Genomic DNA, 13,003 nt, shown 5'->3' with positions numbered 1-13,003 from the left:
ATTGCCGTGGGCTTCGCAGAGACGGTCTCCTTCGGAGCGCGGCTCTGTCAAGAGGTGCGCAAGGCTCGCTCAGGGGCCCGCACGTCACCATGCGCTGCTTGCCGGAAGGGCCAAGCAGCGAGGGTTGACGGGTCACGCGCAGTCAGGGCACGCCACGGCCGTTTGCTGAGCCACATCCCATCTCCTGGCCGCGAATGGACAAGCCCCGAGCCGTGGGATGTGAGCGCTCACCCACTCTTGACTCCCCTGATGGCGATCCGTAAATTCCCCCCAAAGAACATTCGGAAATCATTTCGAAACAATCGCCACTCTCCCGGCACCGGGAAGGGAGCACACCCCGTGCACCTGTACGACAACCCCGTGATCAGCGGGTTCCACCCCGACCCGAGCGTGTGCCGGGTCGGTGACGACTACTACCTGGTCTGCTCGAGCTTCGAATACTTCCCCGGCCTGCCGATCTTCCACAGCAGGGACCTGGTGCACTGGCGGCAGATCGGCAACGTGCTGGACCGCCCCGGTCAACTACCGCTGCCACTGCCCAGGGCAATGGCCTCCCGCGGGCTCTACGCCCCGACGATCCGCCATCACGACGGCCTCTTCTGGGTGATCAACACCAACGTCAGCGACGGCGGCAACTACATCGTGACGGCCGAGCGACCCGAAGGTCCCTGGTCCGACCCGGTGTGGATCGATCTGCCCGGTATCGATCCCGACCTGGCATGGGAGGAGGACGGCACCTGCTGGTGCGCCTTCTCCGTCCCCGGCGTCCATCTGGCCCGGATCGACCCGGTCAAGGGCGAAGTCCTGGAGGGCCCGTTCCCCACCTGGTCGGGCACCGGCCTGAAGTACGCGGAGGCGCCGCACCTTTACCGCATCGGTGACTGGTGGTACCTGCTGCTCGCCGAGGGCGGCACCGAACGCGGCCACGCCGTGTCCATCGCCCGCGCACGCTCACCACGCGGCCCCTGGGAAGGCGCACCCGGCAACCCGCTGCTGTCGCACAGCGGCACCGACCACCCCATCCAGAGCACCGGTCACGCCGACCTGGTCACGGCGCCTGACGGAAGCTGGTGGATGGTGCTGCTCGGTACCCGGCCCCGTGGCTACACCCCCAACTTCCAGGTGCTGGGCCGCGAAACGTTTCTCACCCCCGTGGAATGGGACGCCGACGGCTGGCCCACCGTGGCACCCGTGCCCGAGCGCCATGCCGCACCCGCCGGGGCCTGGCACCCCGTCCCGGCGCCGCCCGCCCGCGACGACTTCGACGCGACCGCACTCGCCCCGCACTGGATCTCGCCCTATGCCCGGGCTGCCGGCAGCTGGTCGCTGACCGACCGGCCGGGCTGGCTGACGCTCCGAGCCACCGGTCCGGCCCTCGACCGCCCCGGCTACACCTTCGTCGGCCACCGCCAGCAGCACCACGAGTGCCGCATCAGCGTGTCGCTCGACCCCGGCTCCGGGCGCGGTGGTCTGAGCGTGCGCATGGACGAGGCTCACCACTTCGACCTGGAGGCCGGCGAGGGAGAGCTCGGCGTCGTCGCCCGCATCGGTCCACTGCGCCAGACCGTGGCGAGCCGTCCGGTGCCCCCCGGCACCCTCGCCCTCACCGTGACGATCCGCACGACCGGCATCGTGTCGCCCTCACCCGAAGCACCCGGCATCGAGCCCACCGGGCCGGACACCATCGCCTTCTGGCTGGGCGACCCCGACGCCGAGGACGCCGAGCCCCTGGCCGAGTTGGAAGGACGTTATCTGTCGACCGAGGTGGCGACCGGGTTCACCGGGCGCGTCATCGGCATGTACGCCGTCGAGGGCACCGTCGCATTCGATTGGTTCGACTACCTCCCGGCCTCCCCGATCGAAACGTAAGTCATCACACTCGAAAGGTTTCGCACATCCACGCAGATGGAAGCGCCAGGCGCCTGCTCAGTAGGCCTCGTTGGGGTCGTCAACTTCTCGCCGGGCCTCCTTGCGCGATGTATTGACGTGCCCTGACCCAGAACCTAAGGTTCCCGAAACGATCGCAGCTCGCACAAAATCTTTCGTTATGCAGCCCTTGCAGTCGCCCCTTGGGAGGAGAACTCCGTTCCCCTCCCGGATCCACGCCGGGCGTGAGAGATGGGCTGCGGCACGAGCCGAAGCGCACGGGGAGGAGTGTCTGTTAACGCTCACCAGCCTAGGAGACATCCGAACGCGGCCCGGCCGCTCGCGTCGGGCGCGCTGCGAGTGAGCTCATTGTTAGCGCTCACGCAATAGCTACCCTCCAACCGTTTGACCGAGCAAGACCGTCCATGGCGATTGCCTCGGCCTGCCCTCGGCGCCGGACGTCGTACGCCGCCGGCCGGCCCCCGCTGTTCCCAGTTCAGCTGAAGCAATGACGACAGATCAGGGATCCAAGGATGACGAGGAAGACATACAGCGTGGCGGCCGTCGCGATCGGCGTGGGCCTCGCACTCGCCGCCACGGCCTGCGCCGGCGGCGGCGCGGACAACAGCAGTGGTCCGTCCGGCGGCAAGGTCACGTTGACCTTCTGGGAGAACGCGTCACCCGGGCCTGGCGCGCAGTACTTCCAGGACGCCGTGAAGACCTACCACTCCCTGCACCCCAACGTCACGATCAAGATCCAGCGGATCCAGAACGAGGACTTCGACGGCAAACTGCAGACGGCGCTCAACTCGAGTTCCGCGCCGGACATCTTCCTGCAGCGCGGCGGCGGAAAGATGCAGGCCATGCTCGACGCCGGCCAGATCCAGGCGCTGAGCCTCACCGCCACGGACACCGCGAACGTCGGGACCGCGGCTCTCGCCAGCGACTCGATCGACGGCAAGGTCTACGCGATTCCGCTCGACACGCAGCCCGAGGGCATCTACTACAGCAAGGACCTGTTCCGGCAGGCCGGCATCACCTCGACGCCGACCACCATGGAGGAACTGGAGTCCGACGTCGCGAAACTGAAGGCGATCCACGTCGCGCCCGTCGCGGTGGGCGCCAAGGACGCCTGGCCGGCCGCGCACTGGTACTACAACTTCGCGGTCCGCGAGTGCAGCCAGGACACCATGGAGCAGGCCGGCAAGTCGCTCAAGTTCACCGATCCCTGCTGGACCAAGGCCGGTGAGGACCTCGCCTCGTTCCTGAAGGTCGACCCCTTCCAGAAGGGGTTCCTGACGGCCTCCTCGCAGCAGGGCGCCGGGTCTTCGGCGGGCATGCTCGCCAACCACAAGGCCGGCATGGAACTCATGGGCAACTGGGAACCCGGAGTGGTCGCCGGACTGACGCCGGACCAGAAGCCGCTCCCGGACCTGGCCTGGTTCCCCTTCCCCGCGGTGGCAGGCGGCCAGGGCGACCCGAGCGCGATCATGGGCGGCAGCGGCGGGTACTCCCTGTCCAGGAACGCGCCGAAGGAGGCGTTCGGTTTCCTGGAGTTCCTGGTGACCAAGGAGCAGCAGGAGGCCTACGCCAAGGCCTTCGTCACGATCCCGGTGAACAAGACCGCCCAGGGGGTCGTGACGGACTCCTACAACATCTCGGCGCTGCAGGCGTTCAACAAGGCCGCCTACTCCATGCAGTTCCTTGACACCGAGTACGGCCAGAACGTCGGCAACGCCATGAACACCGCCGTGGTGAACCTGATCGCCGGCAAGGGGACCGCCGCGGACATCGTCAAGGACACCAACAGCGCTGCCGAGAAGGGCTGAACAAGGAGACCATGAGCAACCCCCTGGGTACTGACACGGCCACCGGCCGCCGGTCGCGGGGCGCGTCTCCGGTCGGGGGCGCGGCCCCGGCCACGGCCCCGGCCACGGCCCCGGCCACGCCGCGAGCGGCTGTGCGCCGCCGCGGTCGTGGCAAGACGCGACTCGAGATCGCGGTGCTGTCCGGTCCGGCGATCATCATGTTCCTGGCGTTCGTGGTCTTCCCCGTCGCCCTCGCCGCCTACTACGGCTTCTACCGGTGGCACGGTTACGGGGCGCCGACCGACTGGGTGGGCCTGAACAACTACAGGCTGATCCTCACCGACCACGCGTTCCAGCAGGTTCTGCGGCACAGCTTCCTGATCATGGTGCTCTCGCTGCTCATCCAGGGACCGCTGGCGATCGCTCTCGCGCTGCTGCTCAATCAGAGGATCCGCGGCCGCTCGCTCATCCGTGTCCTCATCTTCGTGCCCTACGTCATCTCGGAGGTCGTCGTCGGTACCGGCTGGAGCCTGATGCTCCAGAGCAACGGCGCCCTCAACGACCTGCTGCGGAGCTCCGGCCTGGGCTTCCTGCAGGCCGACTGGCTCTCCAACCCCAAGCTGGCCATCTGGACGCTGATCGGCATCGTCTCGTGGAAGTACATCGGCTTCGCCGTGATCCTGATGCTCGCGGGCCTGCAGTCGATCCCTGACGAACTCTTCGAGGCGGCTCAGATCGACGGTGCCTCGTACTGGCAGATCCAGCGCCGCATCACGCTGCCGCTGCTGGGGCCGACGATCCGGATCTGGGCGTTCCTGTCGATCATCGGCTCGCTGCAACTGTTCGATCTCGTCTACATCATCTGGGGTCCGTACGTCTCGGGCACGGCGGGCACCTCGACGATGGCGATCTACATGGTCGCGCAGGGCCGCAACGCGGGCAACTACGGCTACGGCAACGCGATCGCGGTCGTGATGTTCCTGATCTCGCTCGTCGTCGCGCTGCTCTACCAGCGCTTCGTCCTGCGCCGCGACCTCCAGGGCGCCGTCACCGAAGGAGTCTCCTGATGAGCGCCACCGCCGCCGGGTCCTGGCTCTCCCCCACCGCGGAGCCGAACACCCCCGTGGACCGAAGCGGCCGTCGGGACACGCCGCAGAAGTGGGGGAATCCGTTCACCTACTTCGTGGCGCTGCTCTTCATCGGGGTCTGCGTCGCACCGGTGCTCTACATCGTGGTCGGTGGATTCCGTACCAACTCGCAGATCACCACGAACCCGGCCGCCCTGCCGCACCCCTGGGTCGCCGGCAACTACGCCGCCGTCCTGCGGTCGACGACCTTCTGGGGCGAGTTCGCCAACTCCGTCATCGTGGCGCTGGCGAGCACCGCCGGCATCGTCGTCCTCGGCCTGATGGTGAGTTTCGTGATCGCACGCTACGACTTCCGGCTCAAGGGCGCGATGTACTCCCTGTTCGCCGCCGGCCTGATGTTCCCGATGGTCATCGCGATCACCCCGTTGTACATCGTCATCAAGGACCTGGGGCTCATCGACAACCTCCTGGGCGTGATCGTCCCGCAGATCGCCTTCGGCCTGCCGATGACGGTCATCATCCTGGTGCCGTTCCTGCGGGCCATTCCGAACGAGATCGAGGAGGCCACCGCGATCGACGGTGCGAGCCGACTCGGCTTCTTCTTCCGCATGGTGATCCCGCTGTCGCTGCCCGGCGTGGTGACCGTCGGCATCCTCGCGTTCGTCGGGAGCTGGAACAACTACGTCCTGCCCCTGTACGTCCTCAACGCGCAGGCGAACTTCACGCTTCCGCTCGGGGTCCAGGCGTTCTCCTCGCAGTACTCGACGGACACCGCGAAGGTCCTCGCGTTCACCTCACTCGCCATGCTGCCCGCGCTGGTCGTCTTCTCGGTCTTCGAGAAGCGGATCGTCGGCGGTCTCACCGGAGCGGTCAAGGGCTGACACCGCTCGCGACACGCTCCGCGCCCTCCCACAGATAGGACCACCGCATTGCCCCGCGCCCACATCGAGCTCGACCGGCGGGCCGTCATCGCCCCTGTCCGGCGCCGCACCTTCGGCTCGTTCGTCGAGCACCTCGGCCGCTGCGTCTACACCGGGCTCTACGAGCCGGAACACCCGAGTGCGAACGACGAAGGGTTCCGCATGGACGTCGTCGCACTCGTCAGGGAGCTCGGCAGCACGACCATCCGCTACCCGGGCGGCAACTTCGTGTCCGGGTTCCGCTGGGAGGACTCGGTGGGGCCGCGCGAGAAGCGCCCGGTGCGCCGCGACCTCGCCTGGCATTCGCTCGAATCGAATCAGGTCGGACTCGACGAGTTCGCCCGGTGGCTCAAGCTCACCGACTCCGAGCTGATGCTGGCGGTCAACGTCGCCACGCGGGGCATCCTTCCCGCGCTGGACCTCCTCGAGTACGCCAACCACCCCTCGGGTACGACGCTGTCGGACCTCCGCGTCGCCAACGGCACACCGGAGCCGCACGACGTGCGGATGTGGTGCCTCGGCAACGAGATGGACGGGCCGTGGCAGACCGGCTTCATGACGGCGGACGACTACGGCAAGCTGGCCGCACGGACCGCCGCCGCGATGAAGACGGCGGACAAGGATCTCGAACTCGTCGTCTGCGGCTCCTCCGGGTCCGGCATGCCGACCTTCGGCGACTGGGAGCGCACCGTTCTCGAGCACGCCTACGACCATGTCGACTACGTCTCGTGCCACGCGTACTACCAGGAGCACGACGGCGACCTCGGCTCGTTCCTCGCCTCGGCGACCGACATGGACTACTTCATCGACACCGTCGTCGCCACCGCCGACCATGTGGGGTACAAGAAGCGGTCGGCCAAGAAGATCAACGTCTCCTTCGACGAATGGAACGTCTGGTACCTCAAGGAGCACATGGCCTCCGAGGAGGTCAACGACGAGTGGCGGCACGCGCCACGGCAGCTCGAGGACGTGTACACGGTGGCGGACGCGGTCGTGGTCGGCAACCTGCTGATGACACTCCTCAAGCGCAGCGACCGGGTCACCTCGGCATCGCTCGCTCAGCTCGTCAACGTGATCGCGCCGATCATGACCGAGCCCGGCGGACCGGCCTGGCGGCAGACGACCTTCTACCCGTTCTCGATCACGAGCCGGCTCGCCTCCGGCGAGGTGATCCGTCCCGTGACCGAGGCGCCGACGTACACGACGGCACGTCACGGCGAGGCATCGCTCGTCGACGTCGTCGCGACCGTCGACGAGGACCGCGCCGCGGTCTTCCTCGTCAACCGGGACCTCGCGGAGGCCGCACAGGTCACGATCGACGTGCGCGGTCTCGGTTCCTCGCGCATCGCCGAGGCGATCACGCTCGCCGACTCCGACGCGTACGCGCGGAACACACTCGCCGAGCAGCACCGGGTCACTCCGTTCGCGAACAAGAGTGCGGCGCTCACCGACGGCACGATCACCATCGAGCTGCCTCCCGTGTCGTGGACGGCGATCGCACTCCGCTGAGCGCAGACCGGCGCCCGGCACCGAGCCGCCCGGCCCGGCACCGCCGGAGGGTGCGGAACGCCCGGTGCCGGCGATTGCCGGTCAGCGACCGAGCCAGCCTCCGTCGACCGGGAGGAGGGCTCCGTGGACGTAGTCCGAGGCGGGCGAGGCGAGGAACACCGCGGCGCCCGCGATGTCCTCGGGACGGGCCCAGCGGCCGGCCGGGATGCGCTCCAGTATGGCGGCGTACCGTGCCGGGTCGTCCCTGAGCGCCTGGGTGTTGTCGGTCGCCACGTACCCCGGCACGATGGCGTTGACGTTGACCCCGCGTCCGGCCCATTCATTGGCCAGGGCCCGGGTCAGGCCCGCGAGCCCGGACTTGGCCGCGGTGTAGCCGGGGACGTTGATCCCGCCCTGGAGGCTCAGCAGCGACGCGGTGAAGACGACCTTGCCGCGCCCCCGGTCCAGCATGTGCCGTCCGACCTCACGCGTGAGGAAGAACTGGCTGGTGAGGTTGACGGCCAGGACGTGGTCCCAGTCGCTGTCGGAATGCTCGGCCGCCGGGGCACGGGCGATGGTCCCGGCGTTGTTGACCAGGATGTCGACCGGGCGGTCCAGGCGTGCGAGGGTGTCCGCGAGGTCCGCCACGGCGGCGCGGTCGGCGAAGTCGGCGCGCAGGGCCGTACAGGTGCGGCCCTGCGCCGCCACCCGCTTCCCGACCTCGCTTCCGGTGGATTCCAGACGTGCGCTGACGGCCACGATGTCCGCGCCGGCCGCGGCCAGCGACTCGGCGACGGCAAGCCCGATCCCCCGCCGGGCTCCGGTGACGACCGCGAGTTGGCCGGTCAGGTCGAACGGCTGAGCGGTGGTGGTCATCGCGCGTGCGCTCCCGTGTCGGACTGGCAGTCGATCAGGACCTTCATGACGCCGCCGCCGGACTCCAGGAGTGCGAAGGCCTCGGCGGCCCGGTCGAGCGGATCGATCCGGGAGATGAGCGTCTTCGCGGGCACGTGGCCGTCGGCGATCAGGTCCACGGCTGTCTCGAAGTCCCGGCGTTCGTACAGGCGTGCCCCCACGAGGGTGAGCTCGCGCCAGAAGAAGCGGTGAAGGCTCACCGGGCGTGGGACGGGATGGATGGCGACCTGCACCAGGCGCCCGCGCGTCGCCAGTGCGTCGACTGCCGTGTTCACGCCGGCTTCCGCGCCGGAGACCTCGAAGGCCACGTCCGCGCCGGCGCCGGCGGTCCAGTCGCCGACCGCCTGGACGGCGTCGACGGCGGTCGGATCCAGTGTCGCCAGACCGAGTGAGTCGGCGATCCCGCGACGGTAGGGATCGGGCTCGGCCACGAGCAGGTCGGCTCCGGTACGGCGGGCGACGAGGGCGATGAGCAGTCCGATCGGGCCGCCACCGACGACGAGGGCCTTCTCGTCACCGCGCAGTTCCGCCCGCCGCACGTCGTGTACGGCCACCGCCGTGGGCTCGGTCAGTGCGGCGTGGTCCAGCGGGAGGCCGTCAGGAAGACGGACGAGCGTGTCGGCCGGGACCGTCCAGCGCGTTTGGAGCGACCCCGTCGCGTCGATGCCGAGGAACACGAGGCGGTGGCACACGTGCCGGTGGCCGGACCGGCAGGCGGGGCACTGTCCGCACGAGATCAGCGGCATGACGGTGACGTGGTCGCCCGACCGCCATCGCGTCACGTCGGGCGCTGTCCCGGCGACGACGCCCGACATCTCGTGCCCGATCACCGCCGGCGGGTGGACCCGGGCGTCCATGGCTCCGTGGAAGATGTGGAGATCGGTGCCGCAGATCCCGGTGTAGGCGACGTCGATCGTCACCTGCCCTGGCGGGGGCGGAGTGGTCGCGGTGCCCTCCGTGTCCAGGGCCAGGGTTCGGGGTGCGGTGTAGGCGACTCTTCGTTCGGTCACGCCGGGGACTCCTCGCGTCGTTCGAGCCGCAGCCGGTTGGTCTGCGCATGGCGTTTCATCGGGGTTCTGCCTCTCCGGAAGCCCGCCCGGCCCCGTCGTGACCGGCGGCCGGCGCTCGGGCCTGCTCCAGGCGGTAGGTGCGGACGGTGTTCGCGCACATCACCGCGTCGGCGTCGGCGGCCGGCAGGTCGGCGAGCGCGGTGCGGACCAGGCCGAGCCACGACTCGTACGTGGTGGCCAGGGTCATGACCGGCCAGTCGCCGCCGTACAGGCACCGGTCCGGACCGAATTCCTCCAGGGCCTCGCGCAGGATCGCCACCAGGCCCGCCGGCTCCGTGCCGGGGGCGGCCTCGGTGGCCAGCCCGGACAGTTTGCAGACGACGTTGTCCTGCCGGGCCAGCCGGCGCAGGGACGACCGCCACGCTGAGTCGACGGCCGGGACGGACGGCTTGCCGAGGTGATCCAGGACGATGCGGGTCCGCGGGCACGCCGCCGCCAGCTCGGCGAGCTCGTCCAGTTGCGGCTGCCGCACGCACGCGTCGAACGCGAGCCCCGCCTCGCCCAGCAGGCGCACCGCCTCGCGGAAGCCGGCGCCCGCGGTGAAGCCCGGCTCCTCGTCCTGGACGTTGTGCCGCACGCCGACGACGAACGGGTCGGCGGCGAAGCGGCGGATGGCCTCAGGTGCCGTGCCCGGGTCGTCCAGGGACACGTGGGCGACGGCGCCGCGGATCCATGGCCGGGTGCGGGCCAGTTGGCGCACCCACTCCACTTCGTCGGCTGCCTGGGCGGGGATCCGTCCCGCTTCGACGAAGACCGCCTCCACCGGTTCGCGAAGGGCGTGGAGGAGATCGCCGGGGCCGAACGGACCGTCCAGTGCGGGGACGCCGGAAAGCCAGGGGTAGCGGAGCCTGTCCGGCTGCCAGAAGTGGACGTGGCTGTCGATCACCGGCGCGGGTCCGGCCGGGAGGCTGTGGGCAGAGCGGGAGGCGCTCACACATGCTCCCCGGGGTGCTGGTTGTCCGGGAGCCCGTTGATCCAGCCCTGATCACGCACCGGTGCCAGGCAGGTGTCGACGGCCCTCAACAGTGCCTGGTCCAGTGGCTGTTCGATCCACCTGACGGTCCGGCGGATGTCCTGCGCGCCGGAAGTGCCGATGACGTTGGTGGCGAAGCCGCCGGTGGCGACGGCGAACTGGACGGCCAGCCTGGCGATGTCGGCTCCGAGCGACCGGCACAGCGCGGCCGCGGCCGCGCAGCGTTCGAGGACCGGCGCGGGCGCGGGGTGCCAGGCAGCCGGCCCCTGCTGGGTGAGCGCCCCCATGGCCAGCGGCGAGGCGTTGATCACCTCGGCGCCGGTCTCGGCGAACGCCCGTCTGCGCTGCGCCCGCCGCCGGTCCTGCAGGGTGTACTGGCAGTAGGACAGCACGGTGTCGACCCGGACCCGGGCCGCCACGTACCGCAGGGCGTCGAGCGGGTATCCCGTCACGCCCACCGCGCGCACCAGACCCGCGTCCTCGAGCTCGCGCAGGGCGGGAAGCGTCTCGTGGACGATCTGGCCGAGGTCCCCGAACTCGATGTCGTGACACTGGATCAGGCCGATGTGGTCCGTCTGCAGACGCTTGAGGCTCTCCTGCACGCTGCGTTTGACGCGCTCGGCGCTGAAGTCGACGTCCTCGTCCCCGTACCGGCCGACCTTGGTGGCCAGGACGTAATCGGCACGGTCGACACCGTGCAGGGCCTTGCCCAGGACCGTCTCGGCGAGGGTGGCCCCGTAGTACGGCGAGACGTCGAAGAAGCAGACGCCGAGGTCCAGCGCCGCGTGCACGGCGTCGATGCCGTCCGGCTCGGCGAACGCGCCGTAGACCGCCCCGAGGGGCGAGGCTCCGAAGCCCACCTCGGAGACCTCCAGGCCGGTGGAGCCGAGCATGTTGCGCTTCACGACGCGTTCTCCCGCGACGGCTCGTCGAACGGAGTGCGGTAGGACGGGGCCTGCGTGCGCAGGTCGAGCCGGAGGGTGAGCCGGACGGTGCTGGAGCGGGGCAGCTCCACCCGAAGCCACGGGCCGCCGACCGTCGTCGTCGCGGCCGTGACCTTCGGCGCCGTGTGGCCGTAGTCGTACAGGTCGCCGATCCAGGACGGGTCCTCGCAGACGGTGTGCTCCGCCGAGCGGATGGTGTGCTCGGCGAAGGCGCCCGCCTGGACGATCACCGAGCGCGCCGACTCGGGATCGAGGTTGACCAGGTCCACGACCGTGGCCTCCGGGTCGATGGCCGAGACCAGGGCGGCGACACCGGCGGGCAGGCCGGGTCGCATGGCGGCGGCGTCGTGATAGCGCAGGCGTGCCTGCTGCAGCCCGCCGTTGTAGACCACCTGGGGACCTCCCCAGGTCAGCTGGACCAGGGCCTCGGTCACCACCGGGTTGGACTGCTGCCACAGGTGGATGTCCGCCTCGGCCACCTCGGTGTCCTGGTACAGCTCCATGCGCGACAGGCGGTGGCGCACCTGGGCCTGGGCGGCGGCCAGGATCTTCTCCGGATACGCCGGGTCGTCTCCGGCCAGGAACGCCAGCCACGGCTCCTCGTGACCGGCTTCCTCCTTGCTCCGGAAGGAGCGGACCGTGCGCCAGTCGTAACCGCTGGCCGCGCGGAGGCGTTCGATGCGCTCCCGGTCGGCGTCCGAGGCGGTGTGGTGCCACAACGCGGTCGGCACGGCCATGAGCATGGGGTTGTAGTCGAACCACCCCTCGTCCTTGTACCGGAAGGGCACGTGGAGGGTGGAGGTGTCCACGTCCTCGGCCAGTTGCGGGATCCACTTGGAGCGGATGCTGGAATCGGACTCGGTGAAGGCGATCACCTTGCCGCGCGCGATGATGCCGTCGAGCGCCGGGCGCACCAGGTCGAGGTACGAGTCGTCGCCGGTGGCGGCGGCTCCGGCGAGCGCCGCGACGACCGCGGCGTGCCCCACGCTGTACCAGCCGTGCGGCCAGGACCATCCGTAGTGGCCGCCGTACCAGCGGCCCTCCAGGAGGCCGCCGACCGTGCCGTCCGGTGCCACGTTGTCCGGCAGCACACCGCCGTTGGCTGCGGCGCGCTCGCGCCAGGCGCCGACGTACTCGGCGATCCAGTCGGCGTAGCGCCGCTCGCCGGAGAGCATCCAGGCGTTGAGGACGAGGCCGGCGGCGGCGAGGTTGACGGCGGTGTCGCCCGAGCCCATCCGGCGGTGCATCTCCTCGCCGAGACGCGGGTCGGACTCCGGGGTGGGCTGCCGCGTGTCCGGCGAGACGGTCCAGTCGAGCGGGAAGCCGTACATCTGTGCTTCCTTCGGCAGCCACGGGTACGCGTCGCCGTCGAACAGGCCGTCACGCCCTGGGTCGCTGCCGTTGTGCGGACGCCTGATGATGCGGTGATCCGGGTCGTAGTTCCCGTACTCGGGGTCCACGTACAGCTCGGCGAAAGCGCGGGCCCGGTGGGACCACCGGCCCGGCGCGGCCATGCAGAGGAAGTACAGCAGCAGCAGGCTCTCGCCCTGGTGGAACCAGTCGTATCCGCGCTCGTACTCGTCCTTGAGCATGCCCAGTTCGGTCAGCTGACGGGTGACCCCCTCCCAGTGCCGTTCGGAGTGCGCCAGCAGGTCGTCGGCGCCGCCGAGCAGGTACAGCTGGGGCCAGTTGAAGAACACCTCGTAGAAGTCGTCGACACCGTCGCGGGAGGTCAGCCCGGAGGTGTACCGCAGCCGCCCGTCCGGTTCGGTGAAGTCACGGGCGAACCGGCGCCAGGCACGGTCGAGCAGATCGAACAGCTCCCGTTGCGCTGTCGCCCAGCCCGGCGGTTCGAGCAGCGGCACCGAGGCCGTGATGACGGGATGCATGGAAGGGGCTCCATTCGCTGTCGGGAGGGCCGCGTTCGGGCA

10 protein-coding genes are annotated in these 13,003 nt (G+C 69.7%); 5 read left to right on the top strand and 5 right to left on the bottom strand.

Annotated features, from left to right (window positions below; translation table 11 throughout):
* Positions 1–339: 339 nt before the first annotated feature.
* From BMW99_RS31525 to arfA, 5 genes are all read left to right on the top strand, one after another.
* On the top strand, positions 340–1,869 hold the full coding sequence (locus tag BMW99_RS31525; RefSeq protein ID WP_107451585.1) for a glycoside hydrolase family 43 protein: 1,530 nt from the start codon (positions 340–342) through the stop codon (positions 1,867–1,869).
* 530 nt (positions 1,870–2,399) lie between these two features.
* Positions 2,400–3,695, top strand: a complete 1,296-nt coding sequence (locus BMW99_RS31520; RefSeq protein ID WP_069464020.1) for an ABC transporter substrate-binding protein — start codon at positions 2,400–2,402, stop codon at positions 3,693–3,695.
* Positions 3,696–3,706: 11 nt separating this feature from the next.
* A complete protein-coding gene (locus BMW99_RS31515) occupies positions 3,707–4,741 on the top strand; it encodes a carbohydrate ABC transporter permease (RefSeq protein ID WP_069464021.1) in 1,035 nt (344 codons plus the stop codon).
* Positions 4,741–5,643, top strand: coding sequence for a carbohydrate ABC transporter permease (locus BMW99_RS31510; RefSeq protein WP_069464022.1), 903 nt, complete (start codon positions 4,741–4,743; stop codon positions 5,641–5,643). Before BMW99_RS31515 ends, BMW99_RS31510 begins: the two co-directional genes overlap by 1 nt.
* Positions 5,644–5,691: 48 nt before the next feature.
* Positions 5,692–7,191 (top strand): arabinosylfuranosidase ArfA, encoded by a 1,500-nt coding sequence (gene arfA / locus BMW99_RS31505; protein ID WP_069464023.1) that lies wholly within the window; start codon positions 5,692–5,694, stop codon positions 7,189–7,191.
* Between the two features lie 81 nt (positions 7,192–7,272).
* On the opposite strand, the gene BMW99_RS31500 is transcribed toward arfA, so the two are convergent.
* From BMW99_RS31500 to BMW99_RS31480, 5 genes are read right to left on the bottom strand one after another with little or no spacing between them, the layout of a single operon-like run.
* The gene (locus tag BMW99_RS31500) at positions 7,273–8,046 is read right to left on the bottom strand and encodes an SDR family oxidoreductase (RefSeq protein WP_069464024.1); all 774 of its coding nucleotides are present in this window, start codon (positions 8,044–8,046) and stop codon (positions 7,273–7,275) included.
* The gene (locus BMW99_RS31495; protein ID WP_069464025.1) at positions 8,043–9,095 is read right to left on the bottom strand and encodes a zinc-dependent alcohol dehydrogenase; all 1,053 of its coding nucleotides are present in this window, start codon (positions 9,093–9,095) and stop codon (positions 8,043–8,045) included. The genes BMW99_RS31500 and BMW99_RS31495 overlap by 4 nt, the downstream gene beginning before the upstream one ends.
* Positions 9,096–9,150: 55 nt before the next feature.
* Complete coding sequence (locus BMW99_RS31490) at positions 9,151–10,089, bottom strand: amidohydrolase family protein (protein ID WP_075018026.1); 939 nt, start codon at positions 10,087–10,089, stop codon at positions 9,151–9,153.
* On the bottom strand, positions 10,086–11,033 hold the full coding sequence (locus tag BMW99_RS31485) for an aldo/keto reductase (RefSeq protein ID WP_069464027.1): 948 nt from the start codon (positions 11,031–11,033) through the stop codon (positions 10,086–10,088). Before BMW99_RS31485 ends, BMW99_RS31490 begins: the two co-directional genes overlap by 4 nt.
* Complete coding sequence (locus tag BMW99_RS31480; RefSeq protein WP_069464028.1) at positions 11,030–12,961, bottom strand: hypothetical protein; 1,932 nt, start codon at positions 12,959–12,961, stop codon at positions 11,030–11,032. The genes BMW99_RS31485 and BMW99_RS31480 overlap by 4 nt, the downstream gene beginning before the upstream one ends.
* Between the last annotated feature and the right edge of the window lie 42 nt (positions 12,962–13,003).

Origin of the sequence: Actinacidiphila rubida, from assembly GCF_900110255.1 — a bacterium.
GTDB lineage: Bacteria > Actinomycetota > Actinomycetes > Streptomycetales > Streptomycetaceae > Actinacidiphila > Actinacidiphila rubida.
This window is presented reverse-complemented; position numbering and strand designations above follow the sequence as displayed.

Coding starts and splice junctions, on each gene's coding strand:
- BMW99_RS31520 (WP_069464020.1), top strand. CDS start 2,400: ATGACGAGGAAGACATACAGCGTGGCGGCCGTCGCGATCGGCGTGGGC.
- BMW99_RS31480 (WP_069464028.1), bottom strand. CDS start 12,961: ATGCATCCCGTCATCACGGCCTCGGTGCCGCTGCTCGAACCGCCGGGC.
- BMW99_RS31500 (WP_069464024.1), bottom strand. CDS start 8,046: ATGACCACCACCGCTCAGCCGTTCGACCTGACCGGCCAACTCGCGGTC.
- BMW99_RS31510 (WP_069464022.1), top strand. CDS start 4,741: ATGAGCGCCACCGCCGCCGGGTCCTGGCTCTCCCCCACCGCGGAGCCG.
- BMW99_RS31515 (WP_069464021.1), top strand. CDS start 3,707: ATGAGCAACCCCCTGGGTACTGACACGGCCACCGGCCGCCGGTCGCGG.